Genomic DNA, 22,300 nt, shown 5'->3' on the forward strand with positions numbered 1-22,300 from the left:
GGAAGCGCATGCCGACTCCCGGGCGCCGTACCGCCGCCACGCTCCTCGACATCCTGCTGCACGCCGCCGAGGAGGCCCCCGGTCAGGTCGTCGTCCACGTCCGCGGAGACGGCGGCGAGCGCACCGTCACCTTCGCCGAACTGCGCGAGGACGCCCTGCGCGTGGCCGGCGGCCTGCGCGCGGCGGGACTGGAGCCGGGCACGCCCGTGCCGCTGCTCGCGGCTCTGGGCGAGGACTTCCAACCGATGTTCTGGGGGGCGCTGGCGGCGGGACTCGTGCCCGTGCCGCTCGCTCCGGAGGCCCGCCGGGTGGGGCCGGTGTGGGAGTTCCTGGGCAGGCCCGCCGTGGTGGTGGACGAGACCACCGAAGCCCTGGTCGCCGAGCTGCCGGGCCCGGTGCGCGCCCTGCGGCTGGGTGAGCTGCGCGAGGGCGAACCATCGCGCCCGCTGCCCGCCCGGGACCCGCGCGACGTCGCCTTCCTGCAGTTCTCCTCCGGCAGCACCGGCGCCCCCAAGGGCGTGGAGGTCACCCACGAGGCAGTCCTCGCGAACCTCCGGCAGATCCGCGCGGCCATGGCGATCACCTCGGACGACGTGGTGGCGACCTGGATGCCGTACTTCCACGACATGGGCCTGATAGGAACCCACCTCGTCCCCATGGCGGCACACCTGAAGCAGGTGCGGCTGGAGCCGCTGACCTTCGCCAAGCGCCCGGCCCGCTGGCTCGAAGCCGCGGCGCGTCATCGGGCGACCCTGCTGTCGGCCGCCAACTTCGCGCTGGCCCTCGCGGTGCGGCGCGTGCCGGACAGCACCTGGTCCGCACTGGACCTCAGCGGCGTACGCCTGCTGCTCGTGGGCGCCGAGCCCATCGCGCCGCGCGTGTGGCGGGAGTTCACCGCGAAGGCCGGTGCGGCGGGACTGGACGCCAGGGCCATGCTGCCCGTGTACGGGTTGGCCGAGGCCGCGCTCGCGGTGACCGTACCCCCGCTCGGGGAGGTCGCCGCCCCGCTTCACCTGGACCGCAAGGAGCTCAGCCGGGGTCGGGCCGTGCCCGTGCGACCGGGCCCGGACGCCGTCGGGTTCATGGACGTGGGCCGTCCCGTCCCGGACTGCCGGATCCGCGTCACCGACGACGCCGGAGGACCGCTCGCCGACCGGCGTGTCGGTCACGTCGAGGTACACGGCCCCCAGGTGGCCCGCGGCTACCACCGCAGTCCCGAGGCGAGCGCGGAGGCGTTCACCGGAGGCTGGCTGCGCACCGGTGACCTGGGCTTCCTGCACGAGGGCCGGCTGTGTGTCACCGGTCGGCACAAGGACGTCGTCTTCGTGGGGGGCCGTACCTTCCACGCGCCCGACATCGAGGAGACCGCCGCCGCGACTCCGGCGCTGCCCCGGGGCGTGGTGGCGGCGATCGGCTCCACCAATCCGGACACCGGTGGCGACCGGGTCGTGGTGTTCGTCCAGTGGGCGCGGCCCGCCCTGGGCACCGCCCTGCCCGTCCTGGACGCGGTGGCGGCCAGGGTCAGGGAGACGCTGGGCCATGACGACGTACGGGTGTTGCCCCTGCCCCCCGGGGCGTTCCCGCGGACGACGAGCGGCAAGCTGCGGCGGGCGCTGATGCGTGCCCGGTTCGAGGCGGGCGCCTACGCGGCGGTGGAGGAACGGCTCTCGGGGGCGCGGGGGAGGGGCCGAACCGGGGCGGACCAGCCTGTGCGGGACGGTCGGCAGGGGGCGGCGCCGCGGTCGCGGCGTGACGTCGAGGACGTGGTCCGGGGGATATGGGCGCGGACGCTGGAGCTGCCGCCGACACAGATCGCCCGGCACGACCGGTTCTTCGCTCTCGGGGGTTCTTCACTGAAGGCGATGACCGTGCTCGCCGGGATCGAGGACGCCTTCGCCGTCACCGTGGAGCCCCGCGTCCTGCGCGACCACGACACGGTGGCGGGGCTGGCCGGGCATGTGCTTGCCCGCCTCGACGCGGCGGAGCGGACGTCCGCCGACACGGCGGAGCGGACGTCCGCCGACACGGCGGGCCGGGGTCGGGGGCCCGCCGGCAAGGACGCCGGGCGGGCCCCGGCGCCGCCCGGCGAGGGAGCGGGGCCGCTGGCGGTCCTCGGCATGGCCTGCCGCTTCCCCGGCGCCGAGACCCCGGAAGCGTTCTGGGAGCTGCTGGTGTCCGGGCGCGACACGGTGACAGCGGTGCCCGAGGGCCGCTGGGACGGCCGGGAGGGCCGGGACGGCCGGGAGGGCCGGGAGGGCCGGGAGGGTCGGGAGGACCGAGAGCGCCGGGAAGAGGGCCGAAGCGGCCGGGGACCGGGCGCCACCCCCGGCCTCTTCGGGTCCTTCCTCCCCGATCCCGCCTCCTTCGACGCCGCCTTCTTCGGCCTGGACGACGAGGAGGCCCGCGCGACCGACCCCCAGGCGCGGCTGTTCCTGGAGCTGGCCCACGAGGCGCTGGAGCGCGCCGGATACGCCGGGCCGCGGCGGTCCGGCCGCCGGATCGGCGTCTTCGCCGCCGTCGGAGACAGCGGCTACCGCGAGATCCTCGCCGCCGCCACGGACGGCGACCTCGCCGCCCAGCCCGCCGCGCTCACCGGCAACCTGCCCAACCTCGTCGCCGCCCGCCTCTCCCAGGCGCTCGACCTCGACGGCCCCGCCCTCGTGGTGGACACCGCCTGCTCCTCCGCGCTCGTGGCGCTCCACCTGGCGCGGCGCAGCCTCCAGAGCGGCGAGTGCGACATCGCCGTGGTCGGCGGCGTCCAACTCGCCCTGACCCCGACCGGCCACCGGCTGCTCGCCCGCGCGGGCGCGCTGTCCCCGACGGGCGGCAGCCGCCCCTTCGGCGCCGCCGCCGACGGCATCGTGCCGGGCGAGGGCGGGGCCACCCTCGTACTCGCCCGCCTGGACGACGCGCTGCGGGCCGACGACCCGGTGCTCGCCCTGGTCCGCGGCACCGCCGTCAACAACGACGGCCGCTCGCTCAGCCTGCTCGCCCCCAACCCGCGCACCCAGCGCGAGGTCATCACCCAGGCGTACGACGAGTGCGGCATCGACCCCGACACGGTCTCGTACGTCGAGGCGCACGGCACCGGCACCCCGGTCGGCGACCCGGTCGAGGCGCAGTCACTCGGGCACGCCTTCCCACCCCGCACCGACGGCCTTCCGCGCCTGCTCGGCTCGGTCAAGGCGAACATCGGACACCTGCTCAACGCCGCCGGGATGCCGAGCCTGGTCAAGACGGTCCTGGCACTCCAGCACCGCCTGATCCCGCCCTCCCCGCACGCCATCGAGCCCGCGCCCTACGTGCGCCACCTCGCCCCCGGCTTCGAACTCGTGGCGGGGCAACAGCAATGGCGGGCCCCCGGCCCTCTGCTCGCGGGCGTCAACGCCTTCGGCTTCGGCGGCACCAACGCGCACGCCGTCCTGGAGGAGCCGCCCGTCCGAACGCCCCCCGAGAGCCCCGGAGCCGACGGCCCGCACCTGCTCACCCTGTCGGCCGGCAGCGCCGAGGCCCTGCGCGCGTCCGCCGCCGAACTCGCCGCGTTCGTCCGGGCCACCCCGGACCTGGACGAGGCCGGCCTCTGCGCCACCGTCAACACCGCCCGCGAGGACGGCGCCCACCGTCTCGCCGTGGTCACCGACGGCGACCTGGCGGACCGTCTCGAAGCCGTACGCCCGTCGGACTTCACCGTCGCCCGGTCGCGCTCACGGATCGTGTTCCTGCTGCCCGGCCAGGGAACCCAACGGCCCGGTCAGGGACGCGCCCTGTACCGGTCGGCCCCGGCGTTCCGCGAGGTCCTGGACGAGGCGTCCTCGCTGACCGGGCCCGTCCTCGGACGCTCGCTCGCCGAGTGGTGCCTCGATCCGGGCGCGGACCCGCGGGAGTTGGCCAGGACGGAGGTGGCGCAGCCGCTGCTCGTCGCGTTCGGCGTGGGCCTGGCCCGGCAGCTGGGGGAGTGGGGCCTCGGCGCGGACGCGGTCGCCGGACACAGCGTCGGTGAGATCGCGGCCGCGTGTGCCGCCGGTGCGCTGAGCCTGGCCGAGGCGGTGGGGTTCGCGGCGGAACGCGGGCGCCTGATGGGCGAATTCGCCCCGCCCGGCGCCATGGCCGCGGTCAGGGGGGACGAGGACACCGTCGCCGACCTCGTCCACGGCTCCGGCGGCTCGCTCGGCGTGGCGGCCGTCAACGGGCCCGGTCAGGTCGTGATCTCGGGCTCCGAGGACGCCGTCGACCGGGCTCTCGCGGAACTGACCCGACGGGGTGTGACGGCGCGCAGGCTCCGTGTCTCGCACGCCTTCCACTCACCGCTGATCAAGCCGGTCCTCGATCCCCTGCGGGACGCGGCCAAGGCACTGACGGCCGAACCGGCGGACCTTCCCATGCTGAGCACGGTCACCGGGGAGTGGCGGCCCGACCTCACACCCGGCTACTGGCAGGAGCACGCCGTCCGGCCCGTGCGTTTCGGCGCGGCTGTGGCGAGGCTCCTGGAGGAGGGCTACGACACCTTCCTCGAACTCGGCCCGGACAACGCCCTGGGCGGCGCGGTCCGCGCGGTCGCCGGCGCGGGAGCCGCCCGCGACGTGGCGGTGTGGACGACGGGAACGTCCTGCGTCCCGGGCCGCAGCGGTGCCCCCTCCGGTGCCCGGGCCCTGCTGGAGACGGCGGGCCGCCTGTGGGCACGTGGAGCGGCGCTGGACCGGGAGGCTTTGGCCCGCGCGACGCGTGCCACCGCCGGCCCCAGGGTCCCGGTACCGACGTACCCGTACCGACGCACCCGGTACTGGCCGCGCAAGCCGGGCGCGGTGACCCTCGTCCGGCGCCTCGACTGGCGGGAGGCACCACTCACGCCGGCGGCGGGCCCGGGTGCGGTACGGCTGATCGGCGCCGACCACCCGCTCGGGCGGGCCCTGACCGAGCGTCTGACCGGCCGCGGAGTGACGGTGCTGGCGGAGCGTGAGGCTTCCCGGCAGGGTGCCGCCTCGGTCGACACGGTGGTGTGGCTCGGCGGCGCGGGGGAGGACACCCTCCTGGCGGCGGACGGCGGTGAAGGGGCGGCGGACGGCCGAGCCCGGGCGGCGGACGGCCGTGACGGGGCCAGGGATGTCAGCGAGCGGCCCGACCGTGCCGCGGACGTCGGCGACCCAGCCGCGATCGGCGCCCCCAGGCACGCAGCAGACCGCCCTCACCGGACCGGATCCACCCCTGACTGCCCCGCCACCGCCTCACCGCGCCCCGTGCTCGACGCACTCGCCGACGCCGACGGCTGTTCGCGTCTGCTGGTCGTCACCGAGGACGCCTTCGTGACCGGCACGGCCACGGAACGGGCACGCCCGGCGCGGGCGCTTGCGCACGGCTTCGCCCTCGCACTCGCGGAAGAACACCCGGGGCTCACCGCCCGCAGCGTCGACCTGTCCTCGCACGACACGCTCGACGCGCGGCTCGACGCCCTGGAACAGGAGCTGTGCTCGGCCCCCGACCCGCAAGGGCAGGGCGTGGGCGGTGCGGTCGCATGGCGCGGTGACCGCAGGCTCGTCCGTACGCCGTCCGAGGTTACGGACGCAGCCACGTCCCTCGGCGCCCTGCCTGCGCACGGCACCTACCTGATCACCGGCGGAGCCGGCGGCCTCGGTTCCGCACTCGCCCGTGACCTCGCCGGGCGCGGCGCACCCCGGCTCATCCTGACGGGGCGTTCCGCGACCGCCCCCGGCGACCTGCTCGCCGAACTCCGTGCCCAGGGCGCCCTGGCCGAGTACCACGCGACCGACGTGTCCGACGAAGCCGCAGTCGACGCCCTGTTCGCCACGCTGCCCGCTGTGGACGGCGTGTTCCACGCCGCCGGGACGGTCCGGCCGGGCACCCTCCGCTCCAAGACCGACCGGGAGATCGAGCAGGTGCTCGCCGCGAAGGTGCGGGGTACGTCGCTGGTCGCCGAGGCGCTGCACCGGCACGGCCGGCGCCCCGCGGTGTGCGTCGCCTTCTCCTCGCTCTCCTCCGTGGTGCCCGGCCTGGCGGGTGCGCTCGGCGACTACGCGGCGGCCAACGCCTTCCTGGACGCCTTCGCCGCCGCCGAGCGCGCGGCCGGGAATCCCTGGCAGGCGATCGGGTTCGGACCCGTCGCGGACGCGGGACTGGCCGCCGGTTCACCGGCCCTGTCCCGTATGGGCGCTCACGGACTGACCCCCATGACCGCGCGGGACGCGATCGCCGCACTGCACACGGCCGTTGCCACGGATGCCGCGCACCTGCTGGTCACCTCGTCGCGGACATCGGCGCCGACCGTCGTGCGGGACGGTTCGCACGACAGCCCACCCACCCCGGACCTGACCACCGCGGACCAGCCCACCGGGGACCTGACCACCGCGAACCCGATCGCCACGGACCTGACCACCGCGGACCCGATCACCGCGGACCCGATCACCGCGAACCCGATCACCACGAACCCGATCACCGCGGACCCGCCCACCCCGGACCAGCCCACCGCGGGCGCCGTGCGCCCCGTACCGGACCCGGCCCGTGTGACCGAGCTGGTGCGCCGGCTGCTGGCCGAGGCGCTGCACCGCGCCCCCGAGGACATCGGCGACGACGAGCACTTCCTCGGTCTCGGGCTCGACTCGCTCACCGCCGTGGACCTCGCGCGTCGCCTGGAGGGGGAACTCGGGCTGCCGCTGCCCGCCACACTGCTCTTCGAGTACCGGACCGTCGGCGAACTGACCACGCACATCAGGGGACGGACACCGACCGCCGCCGCTGCCCCCGCCGCCGCGCAGCCCGCGCGCGAGGACTCCCCGCCACGCCCCCTGACCCCGCTCCAACTCGCCTTCCACACGACCGAGGCGCTGTACGACGGCGTCACCGCCTACGGCTACATACGCCAGACCGTCCGCGGCCCCCTCGACACAGGGCTCCTCGGCCGTGCCTTCGCCCACCTCGCCGCACGGCACTCCATGCTGCGGCTGCGGATCACCGGCGACGGCACACCGCCGCGCCAGTACGTCGCGCCCGCCGGGCCCACCGACCGACCGCCCCGCTGGTACGAGGTGCGCGAAGCGGACGGCACCTCCCCGCCGCTGCCCGACGTCGAACGGCGGCTGTACAACCGTCCGTTCGACCTGACGGCAGAGGACCCGGTGCGTGCCGTGCTCGTCCGCGACCCGCGCGACGCCCACCTCGCCCACCTGCTGCTCGTCGTCCACCACAGCGCCGCCGACGGCTACAGCCTCAAGGTGCTGTGCGAGGAACTCTGGTCCCTCCACACCGCGCTCGTCCACGACGACACCCGCGAACTCCCGCCGGTCCACGCCGAGTTCGGCGACTACGCGGACCTCGTGCGCGCCGAACGCCGCTCTCCGGCGTTCACCAGGGACCAGCGGTACTGGCGCGAGCGCATCGCCGCACACACGGCAGCCGCCTCGGCGCGGGCCCTGCCCTACGACGGCGACCCGGAGGCGCCGCCGACACCACCGCTCACCCACCACCAGACCACCGTGGACGCGGCACTCACGGCGAGGCTGCGGGAGCTGGCCGCCCGGCACGAGGTCTCCCTCTTCCACCTGCTCCTCGCGGTGTACGGCCGCTGCCTGGCCCGTTGGAGCGGCGGACGGCGCGTCGCCGTGAACGTGGCGCGAGCCCGCCGCGAGGCACCCCTGCCCGGGATCGACCGTCTGGTGGGCCCGCTCGCCGACACCCTGCCGGTGTTCGTCACCGTCGACCCCGACGAGCCCGTGACCGCACTGGCCCGGCGGCTGCGCCGGATCTGGCAGGAAGCGGAGTCCCACGCCACGCTCACCAGCCCCGACATCGCCGCGCTGCTGCCCGCCACCGGCGCGCCCCCACGCACCGTCGCCCCTGCCGGGTTCAGCTTCGCCCGGTTCCCCGTGAGCCACGGCCGCGACTGGCCGGTCACCGTGACCCCGGCCGCGGCGGCCACCGCCTCCGCCGCGACCCGTCTCGGGCTGCTGTGCTGGGAATCGGACGCGGCCCTCAGCCTGTCCTGGAACCATCCCGCCCACCTGTTCCGCCCCGAGACCGTCGAGCGTCTCGCGGCCGAGTACGGGGAAGAACTGCGCGCCGCCACCGAGCCGCCCACCCGTCCGCGGCCACGCGGGGACGGCGAGGGGATCGTCGACCGCCTGGATGCCCGGTTCCTGGCGACACCACGAGCCGTCGCGGTGGACACCGGCCGCACCACCCTCACCTACGCCGAACTCGACACCGCCTCCACAGCGCTCGCGGCACGGCTGCGTACCGCGGGCGTACGTCCCGGTGATCTGGTCGGCCTGCTCACCGAACCCGGCGCCGACACCGTCGTCGGCGTGGTCGGCATCCTCCGAGCGGGCGCCGGCTGGGTGCCCCTGGACGCGACCCACCCCGTGGCCCGGCTGCGGGACCAGGCACGTCGCACCGAACTGCGGGTCACGGTCTGCCGGCCCTCGACCCGTGCGGCCGCCGCCGCGCTGGACGGCGTCACACCGGTCATGGTCACGGCCGACGACCAGCCCTTTGCCACCCCGCCGCCGAGCGAGCCGCCGCCCGCCGACCCGGACGCCATCGCCTACGTGATCTTCACCTCGGGCTCCACGGGCCGCCCCAAGGCGGTCCCGATCACCCACCGGTCGATGCTCAACTACCTCGACTGGTCCGTGGCGACCTTCGGTTACGGCCCGCAGGACCGGCTCGTGCAGACGGCGTCGGTCTGCTTCGACGCCTCCGTACGGCAGTTGCTGGCGCCGCTGCTGGCCGGTGCCACGATCCACACCCTCACCCGGGACCTCCTGCGTGACCCCGAAGCACTCCTGGACCGGATCGTCGACCACCGGATCACGGTGTGGAGCTCGGTACCCACGCTGTGGGAACGCCTGTTGACGGCCGCCGAGACCCGGGCGCGGCAGGACGGGACACCCCCGGACCTGTCGGCACTGCGGTGGGTGCACGTCGGCGGCGAGGCACTGCCCGCCGCGCACGTACGCCGCTGGTTCGACCTGCTCGACGCGTGCGGCGGTCGGGAGCACCGGATCGCCAACCTCTACGGGCCGACCGAGACCACCATCAACGCCACCTGCCACATCATCGCCACCCGGCCGGCCGACGACGTACGGCAGGTGCCCATCGGGCGGCCGGTGGCCGGGACCGACCTGGCCGTCGTCGCCGAGGACGGCCGTCACTGCGCGCCCGGCGAACCCGGTGAACTGCTCATCGCAGGCACCGGGTTGACCCCCGGCTACCTCGGCGAACCCCACCTCACCGCCGAGGCGTTCGTCGAACGCGACGGCAACCGCTGGTACCGCAGCGGCGACCGGGTCCGCCGGGCGGAGGACGGCGTACTGGAATTCCTGGGCCGCCTCGACGACCAGGTGAAGGTCCGCGGCCACCGCGTGGAACTCGGCGAGGTGGAGGCCGCGCTGCTCACCCACCCCGACGTCGCCCGTGCCGCCGTGCTGCTCCATGACGGGCGTCTGGTGGCCTACCTGGAACCCCGGTCGGGCTCGGCCGATCCCGACGCACGCGAGATACGCGCCTTCCTGGCCCGCGCGCTGCCGCCGTACATGTTGCCCGGCCGCATCCGCACGCTCCCGGTGATGCCCCTCACCGGCACCGGAAAGATCGACCGCAACCGGCTGGCCCACCAGACGGGAGCGGCGTCCGAGGCGGAGACCGGTGACAGGGCGGCCACGCACGAGACCGGTCACCACGCCGTGGGGGGCCCTGCCGCGCTGCCCGCGCGAACCGGCCCCGGCGCCCCGCCCGCCACCCCGACCGAGCACACCGTGGCCCGCATCTGGTCGGACCTGCTGGACGTGCCGGTCGTCACCCGCGAGGACGACTTCTTCACGCTCGGCGGCGACTCCATCCTGGTCCTGGAACTCTTCGCCCGCCTGCGCGCGCACCTGCCGGCCGTCCCCCGGCCCACCACCGTCTACACCCACCGCACGCTCGGCGCCCTGGCCGCGGCCCTGGACACGGCCGCCTCACCGGAGCCGCTCCCGGAGCCCGCCCCCGCGCGGGCGACGGACCCCTACCCCCTCACGCCCTCCCAGCGGGGGTTCCTGCTCGCCGAGGCCCTCGACCCCACCGCGGGCTCCGGCTGGCTCGCCCGGTTCCGTCTGGCCGGAACACTGCGGCCGGACGTCTTCCAGCGGGCCGTCGACATCCTGGTGGCCCGTCATCCGATGACGCGTACCGTCTTCCCCGCGGGTGCCCGCCCACCGGTGCAGCAGGAGCTGCCGGACTCGTTGCGCCTTCCGGTGGACGTGGAGTCGCTGGCCCACCCCGGTCTGCTGGAGCAGCGGATCACCGAGGAGGCGGGGCGCCGGATCGAGTCCTGGGCCTGGCCGCTGCTGCGGCTGCGGCTGTTCACCGTGGCGCCCGACGACCATGTGCTCCTGGTCCACGCCCACCACCTGATCGGCGACGGCTACAGCGCCGCCCTGCTCGCCAGGGAACTGCTCACCGTGTACGACCGTCTCGACCGCGGCCTGCCGCACGGTCTGCCACCGCTCCGCAGCACCTTCCGCGACCACGTGGCCCTGTCCGCCGTCCACGCGCGACCCCGGGACCCCGAGGCCGAGGCGTACCACGCACGGGTGCGCGCGCCCTACACGCCCCCCGTGCTGCGCCGCCCGGCCACCGAGGACACCGAAGCGGGCCCGGCGTTCCACACCACGGGGTTCACGCTGGACACCGCCACCACCGAGGCGGTGCGCGGGCTCGCCCGGGCAGCGCGGCGCACGCTGTACGCGCCGCTGCTCACCGCGTACTACCGGGCTCTGGCGTCTCTCACCGGCCGACGCGACCTGGTCCTGGGGCTCGCGGTCACCGGCCGCGAGGACTCCACCGCCGACGCGCATCGGGTGTTCGGCCCGTTCGCGCAGGCGGTGGCGGTACGACCGGCCCGCACCCATGGCCGGGACGAAGCGCAGCAACCGCCCTCGTTCCACGAGGACATGAGGACCATCGCCGCCGAGGCCGAGCTGGCCCGGGCGGCGGGGCCCAGCGAGGCGCGCACGACGGCGGGGCTGCCCCAGCACGCCCAGTTCTTCTTCACCTTCCTCGACTTCACCTCGCTCGGCTCCCTGCCCGACGGCCCTCTGACCCTGCACGCGGACGAGTCCGACACCTCCCTCGCACCGCCGCCGGTGGGCACCGACGTCTTCCTCGCCGTGCGGCCGGTCGCCGAGGGTGCGGGTCTGCGCGTCACCGTACGAGCCTCGGCGGCGGCGCTCCCGGCGCGCGAGGTCGCCGGCCTCGCGCAGGAGATACGGAGTCAGCTCCGGGGCGCGCTCGGCGACACCGGTGCCTCCGGCGCCCGCCGCCCGCGGCCCACGACGGCCCCGCTCGACGCCGCGCTCGTCGGCTACCTGCCCGCACCGCGTCATCTGGCCGCCCTCGCCGGGCTGCCGCAGGACCGTCCCGGCCTCGACCGCGAGGAGATACGGGCGCTCCTGTTCCCGGACGGCCGCGCACGTCTGCTGGAGTGGACCACGACCCCGCTGGGGACCTCCGGGTTCGTCGCCCTCCCCGTGTTCGCCGACGAACTGGCCCCGGGAGCCGAGCTGGCGGCCCGCACCGCCCGCGCCGTCGAGCGGGCCGCCGCACTCGGCGCCCGCTGTGTCTCGCTCGCCGGCATGATCCCGTCCCTCACCGGCTACGGCTACGACGTCCTGCGCGAGACCACGACGGGCGCGGCGCTCACCACCGGACACGCCATGACGACCGTCGCCGTGGCCCGCACGGTCCACGCGGCGCTCGCGGCGACCGGCCGCGACCTGGCGGATCTCTCCCTCGCCGTCGTCGGATGCGGCTCGATCGGCACCTCGGCCCTGCGCCTGCTGCTGGCGACGGCCTCCCGGCCGCCGGCCCGGCTGCTGCTGTGCGACCTGCCCGGCAGCGCCGCGCGACTGCGCCGGCTGGCCGCGGAGCTGTCGTCCGCTCACCCGCGGACACCGGTGGACATCGCGGAGTCGGGGCGGACACTGCCGCCCGCGGTCTACGAGGCCGACGTGATCGTCACCGCCGTGAGCGGCGCCCACGCCCTGCTGGACATCGGCCTGCTGCGGCCCGGCACGGTCGTCGTGGACGACTCCTTCCCGCACTGCTTCGACACCGCGAGCGCCCTGGACCGGATGAGCCGGGAGCAGGACGTCCTGGTCGTCGGAGGAGGTCTGCTCGCCCTCGACTCGACGCGGACCCGGCTCGACGCGGAACTGCCGGACGTGGCGAGGTCCGGCTTCGCCCTGCGTCCCGGGATCCCGGACACCATGGCCTCGTGCCGCCTGGAGTCCCTGCTCCACGCCCGGCTCACAAAGTCCGGCCGCCCCTCGGACCTGCCCCTGATCCACGGCCTCGTCGATCTGCCCCGCGCCCTCGCCCACTGGGACGCGGCCGACGCCGCCGGGATCCGGCCCGCCCCGCTGCACCTGCTCGACCGGGTGGTGGCGGAGGACGCGGGGCGGCCGCTCAGACCAGGGGGATCGTGATGTCGTCCTCGACGGGCGGGTCGATCTCCTGGGCGCGGTTGCCGGTCGCGGCGTAGCAGCGCAGACGGACGGCCTCGGGGGTGACGTCCAGACGCAGGAAGGACTTGAAGAACGGCGGGCTGTAGGTCTCCGAACTCGGTGAGAACAGCTGCGTGTAGATCTTGCGCACGGGCAGACGCAGCCGCGCCGTGCGGTCGGGGCGGCGGCCGGCGCCGAGCAGGGCGGCGACCAGGCGGATGCGCCATGTGATGCGGGCGGTCCGCTGCTGGGCTCGGGTCAGCGGGATGCCCAGACGTTCGGCGACGACGGCCGCCGCCTCCGCCTCGGTGAGGGTGAAGAAGCGGCGCATCCGCAGCCGGCGCCCGTAGAGCCGGCTGTAGAACGCGAGGGAGTCACCGCGCAGGGGATAGCAGTGGAAGTCCTTCTCGGTGACGTCCGCGATGTCGACCCGCGGGATCGTGTGCGTGGCGTGCATGAACGCACCGCCGCCGCCCGAGACCACGTACTGGATGCGGCGGCCGTCCACCTGCACGGGATAGCGCTGGTAGTTGTGGATGTCGCCGCCGATCGCCGCGACGTAGCGGTGGGCCGGGTCGCGGACGATGTCGTCCACGGTGCCGCCCCCTTCGATGGCGCAGGGGTGGTGCTCGCCGTCCACGTACAGGGGCTGGCCGGTGACGAGGATCTTCGGGCGCGGGTCCTCGGACACCTCGCGCAGCCACGCCCCCTGCTCGGCGTCGATGGTCCCGAGCAGCCCGGTGTCGATACCGACGATCCGCACCGGCCCGGCGTCGATCGCCCAGTACGGACCGGGCTGGACGGCCTGCTGGACGGCGGCCGACCGCAGCGTGCGTGCCTCGGCCAGGCGCCGGCCGTCCCCCTTGCGAGGCCGGTGCCACAGCAGCGCGCGCAGCCACGCCCTGCTGAACGCGCGGGGCGCGGGCTCGGGTGCCAGGGGCGGGGCGTCGCCGCAGAAGACACGCATGAACGCGTCGAGGTCCTCGTACCAGTCGTGGTTGCCCGGCAGCGCGTAGATGGGCGCCTGGTAGTCCCGGTACGGCCGGAAGAACTTGGTGCCGTAGTCGTCGGCGCTGCCGACCGGGTAGATCACGTCACTGGCGAGGATCGCGAACCGGGTGTCCTGACCCACGTTCAGCAGGCCCGGCACGACGGCGTACTGGGAGTCGTCGCCCTCGCCGGTGTCGCCGATGACAAGGAAGGAGAAGCGGTCCGGGTCGTCGCGCCGGATCACCTTGTCGGCGGGCGCCCCGGCAGCCGCCCGCTGGGCCACCCAGCGGCTTCGGGTGCGGCCCGTGGGGTCGCCGAACCAGGACGCCAGCAGGCCGTTGCGCGCGGCCCACAGCGTCTTGGGGTTCAGCCAGGAGATCTTCTCGACCTCGGGCGGCATCAGCCGTTTGTACGTGCCGAGTTCGGCGGCGCCCCAGCCGGCGCCCTCGGCGGTATCGCGTGAGGAGTCAGACACGGGTGCACCGTAACAACGGCCGGGTTCGGGCCGGGACGGCAGGCGGGGGCGGGCGCGGCGTCGCTTCCCCGCCCCCGGTCACCGCTCGCGGGCCTACGCCTTTCGGCCGGGCGGTCGGGCGCCGACGGGGGCGGCCCTGAGTTCCGGCCCGGTACCCGGCCGTTGCCCGGGTGCGCTGTCCGGTCGGGTGCGCCGGGGGACGGCGGACCGGCTCCGCTCGGACTCGCCGAGGACCAGCAGCGGGTCGAACATCACCACCACGCCGGCCAGCAGCAGGAAGGTGATCGGGCCCAGGAGCATGGGCAGCAGCAGCGAGGTGGGCGAGTCGCCGGACCACGAGGCGCCCGTGGTTCCGTGCAGGTGCACTTCGACGGCGGCCATGCCGGTGTAGTGCATCCCGGAGACGGCGATCCCCATGACCAGGCTGGCGCCGAGGCTGGTCGAGAAGCCGCGGACGGTGACGGCCGCCCACAGCGCGGTGGTCGCGGCGACGACGGCGATCAGGACGGACAGCCCGACGGTGACCACGTCGTACCGGATGCTGCCGTCGAGGTGCATCGCGGCCATGCCCAGATAGTGCATGGCGGCCACACCGAGCCCGGTGATCACACCGGCGCCGGTCAGTGCCCCCTTGCCCGCCCCTCGGTAGCCGACGATGAACACGCCCACGCCGACCACGAGGATCGCCAGGGCGAGGCTGAGGACGGTGAGGCCCGCGTCGTAGCCGATCCGGGCCTCCGCCACGTCGAACCCGATCATGGCGATGAAGTGCATCGTCCAGATGCCGCAACCGATGGACGCGGCGCCCAGCGCCAGCCAACCCGGCTTCCAGGACTCCTTGTCGAGCAGCGAGCGGACGATGCACCGCAGCCCCAGCGCCCCTCCCAGGCAGGCCATCAGATAGGCCGCCACCGGGGTCACCGCACCGTAGCGGAACCCGTCGATCGTGCCTTGCATGAGCCAACTCCCCCCAGAGCCATGGCCATTGATGGAGCAAGGTCTACGGGTCAAGGATGCGTAGAGCAAGCCCTTACCGTCGGTAGCCGTTGAACCCTGGATCAACAGGAGGCAACTCCGGTCACACAGGGACGACTTTCGGCCACAAAAGGGCCCCGTTCCTCTGACGCCCGGCGAGCGGCGCAGCCCTTGCCGCACCGGGAGCCGTCCGCACCGCCGCCCGCCGGAGCACGAGTGGTACCGGGTCGGCGGATGTGGCACAGATGGAGTGGGGAGGCGGCGGTCGGACTGCGGCGGAAGGGCCGGGCATGCGGGAACTCGCGATCATCGAGGCACCGTCCGTACTCGGCCTGCGGCCCTCGGGCGTCCAGGACCTGCCGACGGCCCTGCTCGACGCCGGCCTGTCGGCCGGCCTCGGCGCGGTGACGGCCGGCCGTGTCGAACCGCCGGCCTACGACCCGGTCCGCGACACCGGCACCGGCGTCCTCAACGCGCACGCCATCGCGCGGTACTCCGCCCGGCTGGCCGACGCCGTCGGCGACGTCCTCGACGCCGGCGGTTTTCCCGTGGTCCTCGGCGGAGACTGCAGCATCCTGCTCGGCAACCTCCTCGCCCTGCGCCGCCGTGGTCGCCACGGACTGCTGTTCCTCGACGGACACACCGACTTCTACCAGCCCTCGGCGGAGCCCCGCGGCGAGGCGGCCTCGATGGAACTCGCCCTCGCCACCGGTCGCGGCCCGCGCCTGCTCGCCGACCTGGAGGGACGCGGCCCGCTGGTGCGGGACGAGGACGTCGTGGCCCTCGGCTTCCGCGACGCCGAAGAGTCCGCCGAGGCCGGGATGCAGGCCCTGCCGCCCGGTCTGCACGCCGTCGACCTCGACGGCGTCCGCGCGGCCGGCGCGGCCACGGCGGCACGGCACGCGGTCGACCGGCTCACCGCCGGCCCCGAGGGCGGGTTCTGGGTCCACCTCGATGTGGACGTCCTCGACGACGCGGTCATGCCCGCCGTCGACTACCGCATCCCCGGCGGGCTGACCTGGGAGGAACTGGAGAGCGTGCTGCGCACGGCCCTGGCCGACAGGCGCGCCGCGGGCTTCGACGTCACGATCTTCAATCCCCGCCTCGACCAGGACGGCACGATCGCCGCCCGACTCGCCGAGTGCCTGCGCAGGGGGCTGGGGGTGCGGACAGCCCGGCACCGGTGACTTCGTTACGCTTTGGGCACCTCAACGATCAAGCACTCTCCCGGCCGCGCCGCGGCGCACCGGGCCCCACTCCCGAAAGGCTCCCACCCTGAACGGCTCGCTCATGGAAGCGCTCTCTGCCGTCCTGCTCGTCCTGGTGCTGGTCTGTGCAGTGGTGCGTCCACGGGGTCTGCCGGAGGCGGTCTTCGCCGTCCCGGCCGCCGCGGTGGTCATCGCCACCGGGGCCATCCCCCTGGACCACGCGGCGGACGAGGTCACCCGTCTCGGTCCGGTGATCGGCTTCCTGGCGGCGGTCCTCGTGCTGGCGCAACTGTGCGACGACGAAGGCCTGTTCCAGGCGTGCGGCGCCTGGATGGCGCGCACCGCAGCAGGACGCCCGCGCCGCCTGCTGGGGCAGGTGTTCCTCGTGGCCTCCCTGATCACCGCGGTGCTCAGCCTGGACGCCACCGTGGTCCTGCTCACCCCGGTGGTCTTCGCCACCGCCGCCCGGCTCGGCGCCCGTGCCAAACCGCATGTGTACGCCTGCACCCACCTGTCGAACACCGCCTCCCTGCTGCTGCCCGTCTCCAACCTCACCAATCTGCTGGCCTTCGCCGCCAGCGGCCTGAGCTTCGCCCGCTTCGCCCTGCTGATGGCGTTGCCGTGGCTGGTCGCGATCGCCGTCGAGTACGTGGTCCTGCGCCGGTTCTTCGCGGTGGACCTGGACGCCGGGGCGCAGGCCCCGTCCGTCGGCGAGACCCCCGAACTGCCGGTGTTCGCGCTGGTCACGGTGGCGGGCACGCTGGCCGGCTTCCTGGTGACCTCCGCGGTGGGGATCGATCCGGCCTGGGCGGCCCTCGCCAGCGCGCTGGTGCTGGCCGTCCGCGCCCTGGCCCGGCGCCGGACCACTCCCGCGGCCCTGGTGCGCGCCGCCGCGCTCCCCTTCCTCGCCTTCGTGCTGGCCCTGGGTGTCGTGGTGCGGGCGGTCGTCGACAACGGGCTGGACGACGCCCTCGGCCACCTGATCCCCGACGGCACCGGCCTGCTCGCGCTGCTGGGCATCGCGGCGCTGGCCGCCGTCCTGGCGAACGTGATCAACAACCTGCCGGCGGTCCTGGTGCTGCTGCCGCTGACCGAGGCGGCCGGACCCGGTGCGGTGCTGGCGGTCCTGCTCGGCGTCAACATCGGCCCCAACCTCACCTACGCCGGGTCCCTGGCGACCTTGCTGTGGCGCAGAATCGTGCACGAACACGACACCGACGTGAAACTGGGGGAGTTCACCCGGCTCGGCCTCCTGACCGTGCCCGCGGCGCTCACCTGCTCGGTGGTGGCACTGTGGGGGGCACTGCACCTGACCGGCACCTGAGCGCACCCGACCGGGGACGGAACGAGAGGCGGGAGGTGATCCGTGTGGCCGTCGTCGTGTGGATCGTCGAGGGCACCTGGCACGCGTGCGTGGACGCGGCCCGTAGCCAGGTCCCCGAGGGCGCGGAGATCGTGCTGCTGCACGTCACCGGGCACGAGAGCGAAGGCGTCGCGCACGGTGCCTTCGCCGGTCTGCTCGGCCGGGGCCACCCCGAACGGGACCCCGGCACCCGGATGGAGCAGTCGGCCGCCGAATCCGCCCGCGGGCTGCTGCGGGAGGCCGCCGACCGGCTCGGCAGGCCCTGCACGCGGGTGGAGCGCTCCGGCCGGGTCGAACGCGCCGTGGTCGACGCGGCCGAGGGCGCCGACCTGCTCATCGTGGCCAGGGACGGCGACCGCGGCCACCTCGGGCCCAAGAGCCTGGGTCCGGCAGGACGGTTCGTCGTGGACCACGCGCCCTGCCCGGTGCTGCTCGTCTGGCCGGGGCCGGCCCCGGACCCGGCCGCCGTCCCGCCGCACCACCGTTAGGGGCTTCGACAGCCCCGCACAGCACCCCCGGCGCGCGGCACGCCCTCTCGCGCACCGGCCGAACCGCGCGTGCGTCCGGCACGAGGGCTTTCGTCCGTCCGCCTCACGGCGCGCCCGCCCCGGCGCCTGACGGTCGGTGTCAGACGTCGTACTCGTCGGGCAGACGCAGCGCGGGACCGCCGGCCTGCAACCCGAGCGGCACCGCGCGCCCCTTCGGCTCCTCCCACGCCTCCTGCCGCCCGAGCGGGGTGAGGTCGAGGTAGGGGATGCCGTAGTGGAACTGCTCGATGCCCCGGCCGAACGTCGAGTACGTGTGGAAGACCTCGTCCCCGGCCCGCAGAAAGACGCTGATGCCCGGCCAGTCGCCCCGCATCTCCGGCGACCACGGCATACCGGCCTCGGCGAGTTCGTCCTCATCGCGATGGAAGACCTGCACCGGGGCGACGCGTTCGTCCACGGTCGCGTGGAAGTCGTAGTTGAAGTCGCTGCCCGCCGACGAGTACCAGGGGAACGTCCACCCCATCCGCTCCCGATACGCGGCGATCTTCGCGTACGGCGCCCGGCTCACCGCCACCAGCGTCGTGTTGCGCGCGTGCAGCTGGCGCAGCCCGCTGATCCCGTCGGCCGCGGAGGAGCAGCTGGGGCAGCCGGTGTCCCGGGGGTGCTCGACGCCGTCGGCGTCGAGGTCGTACGTCCACATGAAGTGGTGCACGACCAGCTGAGGGCGCCCCTCGAACAGGTCGAGCAGGCGGACCCTCCCGTGCGGGCCCTCGAAGGCGTACGGCTTGTCGACGCGGACCATGGGGAGCCGTCGCCGCTCGGCGTTGACCCGGTCCCGGGCGTGTGTGAGTTCCTTCTCCGCGGCCAGCAGTTCCTTGCGGGCGGCGAGCCACTCCTCGCGCGACACCACATCCGGCAGGTTCGCCATCGACGTCATCTCGGGACTCCCCCGGTCGAGGCAGGGACTCCTTCAGCTTGCCCCTGCCCCGCCCGCGCCGCACATCGTGCCCGGCGCCTCAGAACGTCCGCTCCAACAGGTCGAGCAGCGCCGCCCCGTGCCGCTCGTCCCCCTCGGGGTGGTACGCGGAGGTGTCGGCCTGGGTGAACCCGTGCCCCGCCCCCGGGCAGACCTCGCAGCGGTGCCGGACCCCCGCCTCGATGAGCGCGTCCTCGATCGAGGCGTTCGATCTGCTCGACGGGCAGGGACGGATCCTGGTCCGCGTGACCGAAGTACAGCTCGGCGGTGACGTTCCCGGCGACCAGGTGCGGGCTGTCCCGCTCGTCGGTCGCGAGTCGGCCGCCGTGGGCCGCCGCCCTAGCCGGTCACCGCGACCGGGCCGTCGGCCACCGCGGGGCTCTCGGCCGGCGCGCGCAGGAAGGCACCGGCGTCGCGCATCGCCCGCTCGGGCGTCAGCGCCCGCATCATCGGCAGGACTTGCTGCGGAAGATCTCCGGCCGGCCGCGAGATCGATGAACTCGGGCAACTCGACCACCGGAGTACGACCGTGACGATGGAACAGGTTGGGCACCAGCACCGTGTACCCGGCCGCGGCCAACCGGTCCGCCACCGCCTTCGGACGCGGCCGCAGACCGAAGGCGTCCATGGAGAGCAGCACCCCCCGGCCGTGGCTCTCCGTCCAGGGGACGGACGAGGCAGGCGTCGGCGGTGCCGTCCCCGGTCGGGACGTCGACGGCGATCCCCTTACGGCGGTCATGGCGGGGTGGGCCTCTCTGTGCGGGGCGTCGGTGAGCCCGGGCCCGCGGACGGGCCGGATCGAGGTCATCGTGGCACCGGCACGTGTGAGCGCCCCGACTCCCTCGACCCGGCCCCGGCTCACTCGAACCGGGACGTGTCGCCCGCTCCCTTGCGCACGATCTCGGCCTCACCGCCGGAGAAGTCGATCACCGTCGTCGGCTCGGTGCCGCAGTCCCCGGAGTCGACCACCGCGTCCACCACGTGGTCGAGCCGGTCCTTGATCTCCCAGCCCTGGGTCATCGGCTCGTCCTCGTCGGGCAGCAGCAGTGTGCTGGAGAGCAGCGGCTCACCGAGCTCCGCGAGCAGCGCCTGGGTGACGACGTGGTCGGGGATGCGCACGCCCACCGTCTTCTTCTTCGGGTGCTGGAGCATGCGCGGCACTTCCCTGGTCGCCGGCAGGATGAAGGTGTAGCTGCCCGGTGTCGACGCCTTGATCGCCCGGAACACGTCGTTGTCGACCCGGACGAACTGGCCGAGCTGCGCGAAGTCCTGGCAGACGAGGGTGAAGTGGTGCCGGTCGTCCAGGCGGCGAATGGTCCGGATCCGCTCGATGCCGTCACGGCTGCCCAGTCGGCAGCCGAGGGCGTAGCAGGAGTCCGTCGGATACGCGATCAGCGCACCGGAGCGGACGCTCTCGGCGACCTGGGACACGGTGCGCGGCTGAGGGTTGTCGGGGTGCACGTCGAAGTACTTCGCCATTCACCGAGCCTATGCCCTGGAGGACCGCCGGCAGCGCAGGGCCGGGCAGGAACACCGGGCATCGGGCCGGGCGGGGCGGGGATGAGTCCCGCGATCCTGGGAAACCCGTCCCCCGTGCGAGCGCCCGCGTACGACCGTGCACGCGTGAGGTAACGTCCCGAACGGTATGTCGGGACGGAGTGCGGGACGAGGTGAAGGCCGACGTGGCTGAGAGGGAGGACGGGGACCGTCCGGCGGGGGTGAGGGGCGCCGACTCCTCGGCCTGGGCCGAGGAGTTGCTGGCCCACCTGCGGCCGACCGGGCGTGACGTCCGCCGGGTCGTGGCCTGGCTCGCGGACGCCGTCCAGGGCACCGCCGCGCTCCAGGACGACGCGGGAACCCTCCTCGCGGGCACCCGGCCGCCCCTGGACGACCGCCTGGTCGCCGACATCGCCGCCGGCCGGATCGCCTCCGCCGCCTGGGAAGGGCAGGGCCGTCATCTGCGCCTGGTCAGGGTCGCGTACCCCGACCCCACCGCGGCGGGGGTGCTCGCCGTGTCCCGGCAGGCGCCGTTCGACCGGCGGACCGCCGACATGGTCACGCACACCGTCCAGGTCATCGAACTTCTGCTCAGGGCGGGCGAGACGACCGCCGCCGGGCGCCGGCTGGAGAGGGCCACGTCCGATCTGCGCCTGGCGATCCTGCAGTTGCTGATGGTCGAGGACACCGTTTCCGCCCGCCGTGTCGCCGCGGGACTGTGGCCGGGCCTGCTCGACACCGACACCGCCTGCGTCTACGTCGTCGAGGGCAGCGCCGAGGAACGCGACCGGCTCGCCCAGGAGTGCATCGACGCCACCGACGAGCGGGCACTGGTCGTGCGCTGTCCGGCGATGGACCAGCACGTGATCGTGGTGGCCCCCGACGAGGCCGCGGCCGGGGAACTGCGGTCGCTGATCGGCCCGCGTCCCGGCATCTTCATCGGCGGCAGCGCCCGGCAGAACCTGGCCCGCACCGCTACCGCCTACGGCCAGGCCGTGAGCGCCCTCGCCGTGGCGCACTTCCGCCCGGACAAGGCCGCGGTCTACGCGGAGCGCACCCACCCCGAGCGCCTCATCGACCCGGCCGCCCTGCACGACTGGACGTCCGGACTGCTGCGGCCGCTCGACACCCTGCCGCACCACACCCGCGCCGAACTGCTCGCCACCACCCGGCTGGGCCTGGAATTCACCGCCGTCAACGCGGCGAAGGTCCTCGGCGTCAGCCGCAACACCGTCCGCGCCCGCATGGAGCGTGTGGAGACCCTGCTGCGCACGGACTTCTCCGACCTGACCGCTCGCGCGGTGGTGCACCTGGCGCTCAACATCCAGGTGGGCCGGGCCGACGAACCCGACGGCGCCGGCGCCCGCGAGGAATCGGGCGCCTCGCTGCGTGAGCTGCTGTCCGGCCCCGCCATGCGGACCTGGGCTCAGGACCTCCTCGCCCGCCTGGACACGGACACCCGGGACCTGCGCCGCACCCTGCGCGCCTGGATCGCCGAAGGCGGCAACGCCGAACGCGCCGCGCAGGCCCTCGGCGTGCACGCCCAGACCGTCCGCGAGCACGTCCGCAGCGCCGAACCGGTCCTCGAACGGCAACTCCTCGCCGGCGGCAGCGACCTGTACGAGGTAGTCCTGGCCCACCTCGTCGTGGGCGACCTGGAACACCCCACCCTCCCCGGGGCGAAACCGGGCCTTCCGGACTCACTTGTGCACAGGTGAGCCCCGCGGGCCGCGAAGCGGGCACTGCTGCGATACCCGATCCCTCCGCGTAGACGTAAGTTCGACTGCACCGCGGGGACACGACCGGAACGGGGGACCGGTCGCGTCCCCGGGCCGCG

The 22,300-nt window shown here is 74.5% G+C and carries 9 protein-coding genes and 1 pseudogene; 5 read left to right on the forward strand and 5 right to left on the reverse strand.

The features are described 5' to 3' along the window. Positions 1–8: 8 nt before the first annotated feature. Positions 9–12,473 carry an amino acid adenylation domain-containing protein gene (locus ACFYNL_RS04385; protein ID WP_388796191.1) on the forward strand — a complete coding sequence of 4,155 codons (12,465 nt, stop codon included), beginning with the start codon at positions 9–11 and terminating at the stop codon, positions 12,471–12,473. On the opposite strand, the gene ACFYNL_RS04390 is transcribed toward ACFYNL_RS04385, so the two are convergent. Both ACFYNL_RS04390 and ACFYNL_RS04395 read right to left on the reverse strand, forming a co-directional pair. Further along, on the reverse strand, positions 12,454–13,956 hold the full coding sequence (locus ACFYNL_RS04390; protein ID WP_388796194.1) for a metallophosphoesterase family protein: 1,503 nt from the start codon (positions 13,954–13,956) through the stop codon (positions 12,454–12,456). The genes ACFYNL_RS04385 and ACFYNL_RS04390 overlap by 20 nt on opposite strands. Positions 13,957–14,049: 93 nt before the next feature. Next, on the reverse strand, positions 14,050–14,913 hold the full coding sequence (locus tag ACFYNL_RS04395; RefSeq protein WP_388796197.1) for an MHYT domain-containing protein: 864 nt from the start codon (positions 14,911–14,913) through the stop codon (positions 14,050–14,052). Positions 14,914–15,221: 308 nt separating this feature from the next. Between ACFYNL_RS04395 and ACFYNL_RS04400 the strand changes: the two genes are divergently transcribed. From ACFYNL_RS04400 to ACFYNL_RS04410, 3 genes are all read left to right on the forward strand, one after another. Next, positions 15,222–16,118 (forward strand): arginase family protein, encoded by an 897-nt coding sequence (locus ACFYNL_RS04400; protein ID WP_388796200.1) that lies wholly within the window; start codon positions 15,222–15,224, stop codon positions 16,116–16,118. 103 nt (positions 16,119–16,221) lie between these two features. Further along, on the forward strand, positions 16,222–17,463 hold the full coding sequence (locus ACFYNL_RS04405) for an SLC13 family permease (protein ID WP_388796203.1): 1,242 nt from the start codon (positions 16,222–16,224) through the stop codon (positions 17,461–17,463). A gap of 44 nt (positions 17,464–17,507) precedes the next feature. Continuing rightward, complete coding sequence (locus ACFYNL_RS04410; protein WP_388796206.1) at positions 17,508–17,990, forward strand: universal stress protein; 483 nt, start codon at positions 17,508–17,510, stop codon at positions 17,988–17,990. Between the two features lie 139 nt (positions 17,991–18,129). Here the strand turns inward: ACFYNL_RS04410 and ACFYNL_RS04415 are convergent, their stop codons facing one another. The 3 genes and pseudogenes from ACFYNL_RS04415 to ACFYNL_RS04425 all read right to left on the reverse strand — a co-directional run bounded on the left by ACFYNL_RS04415 (position 18,130) and on the right by ACFYNL_RS04425 (position 20,445). Further along, the gene (locus ACFYNL_RS04415; RefSeq protein ID WP_388796209.1) at positions 18,130–18,927 is read right to left on the reverse strand and encodes a DUF899 domain-containing protein; all 798 of its coding nucleotides are present in this window, start codon (positions 18,925–18,927) and stop codon (positions 18,130–18,132) included. A gap of 79 nt (positions 18,928–19,006) precedes the next feature. Beyond that, positions 19,007–19,705 (reverse strand): annotated as a pseudogene (locus ACFYNL_RS04420) (dienelactone hydrolase family protein). A 119-nt stretch (positions 19,706–19,824) separates the two neighbouring features. Next, positions 19,825–20,445, reverse strand: coding sequence for an L-threonylcarbamoyladenylate synthase (locus ACFYNL_RS04425; protein ID WP_388796212.1), 621 nt, complete (start codon positions 20,443–20,445; stop codon positions 19,825–19,827). Positions 20,446–20,648: 203 nt separating this feature from the next. On the opposite strand from ACFYNL_RS04425, the gene ACFYNL_RS04430 reads away from it, so the two are divergent. After that, on the forward strand, positions 20,649–22,181 hold the full coding sequence (locus ACFYNL_RS04430; RefSeq protein ID WP_388796215.1) for a helix-turn-helix domain-containing protein: 1,533 nt from the start codon (positions 20,649–20,651) through the stop codon (positions 22,179–22,181). Positions 22,182–22,300: the final 119 nt, after the last annotated feature.

This window comes from Streptomyces sp. NPDC007808 (genome assembly GCF_042868655.1).
Classification (GTDB): Bacteria; Actinomycetota; Actinomycetes; order Streptomycetales; family Streptomycetaceae; genus Streptomyces.

What these genes read in the sequence shown, in the direction of transcription:
- ACFYNL_RS04385 (WP_388796191.1), top strand. Translation starts at nt 9, where the DNA reads ATGCCGACTCCCGGGCGCCGTACCGCCGCCACGCTCCTCGACATCCTG.
- ACFYNL_RS04395 (WP_388796197.1), bottom strand. Translation starts at nt 14,913, where the DNA reads ATGCAAGGCACGATCGACGGGTTCCGCTACGGTGCGGTGACCCCGGTG.
- ACFYNL_RS04400 (WP_388796200.1), top strand. Translation starts at nt 15,222, where the DNA reads ATGCGGGAACTCGCGATCATCGAGGCACCGTCCGTACTCGGCCTGCGG.
- ACFYNL_RS04405 (WP_388796203.1), top strand. Translation starts at nt 16,222, where the DNA reads ATGGAAGCGCTCTCTGCCGTCCTGCTCGTCCTGGTGCTGGTCTGTGCA.
- ACFYNL_RS04415 (WP_388796209.1), bottom strand. Translation starts at nt 18,927, where the DNA reads ATGACGTCGATGGCGAACCTGCCGGATGTGGTGTCGCGCGAGGAGTGG.
- ACFYNL_RS04425 (WP_388796212.1), bottom strand. Translation starts at nt 20,445, where the DNA reads ATGGCGAAGTACTTCGACGTGCACCCCGACAACCCTCAGCCGCGCACC.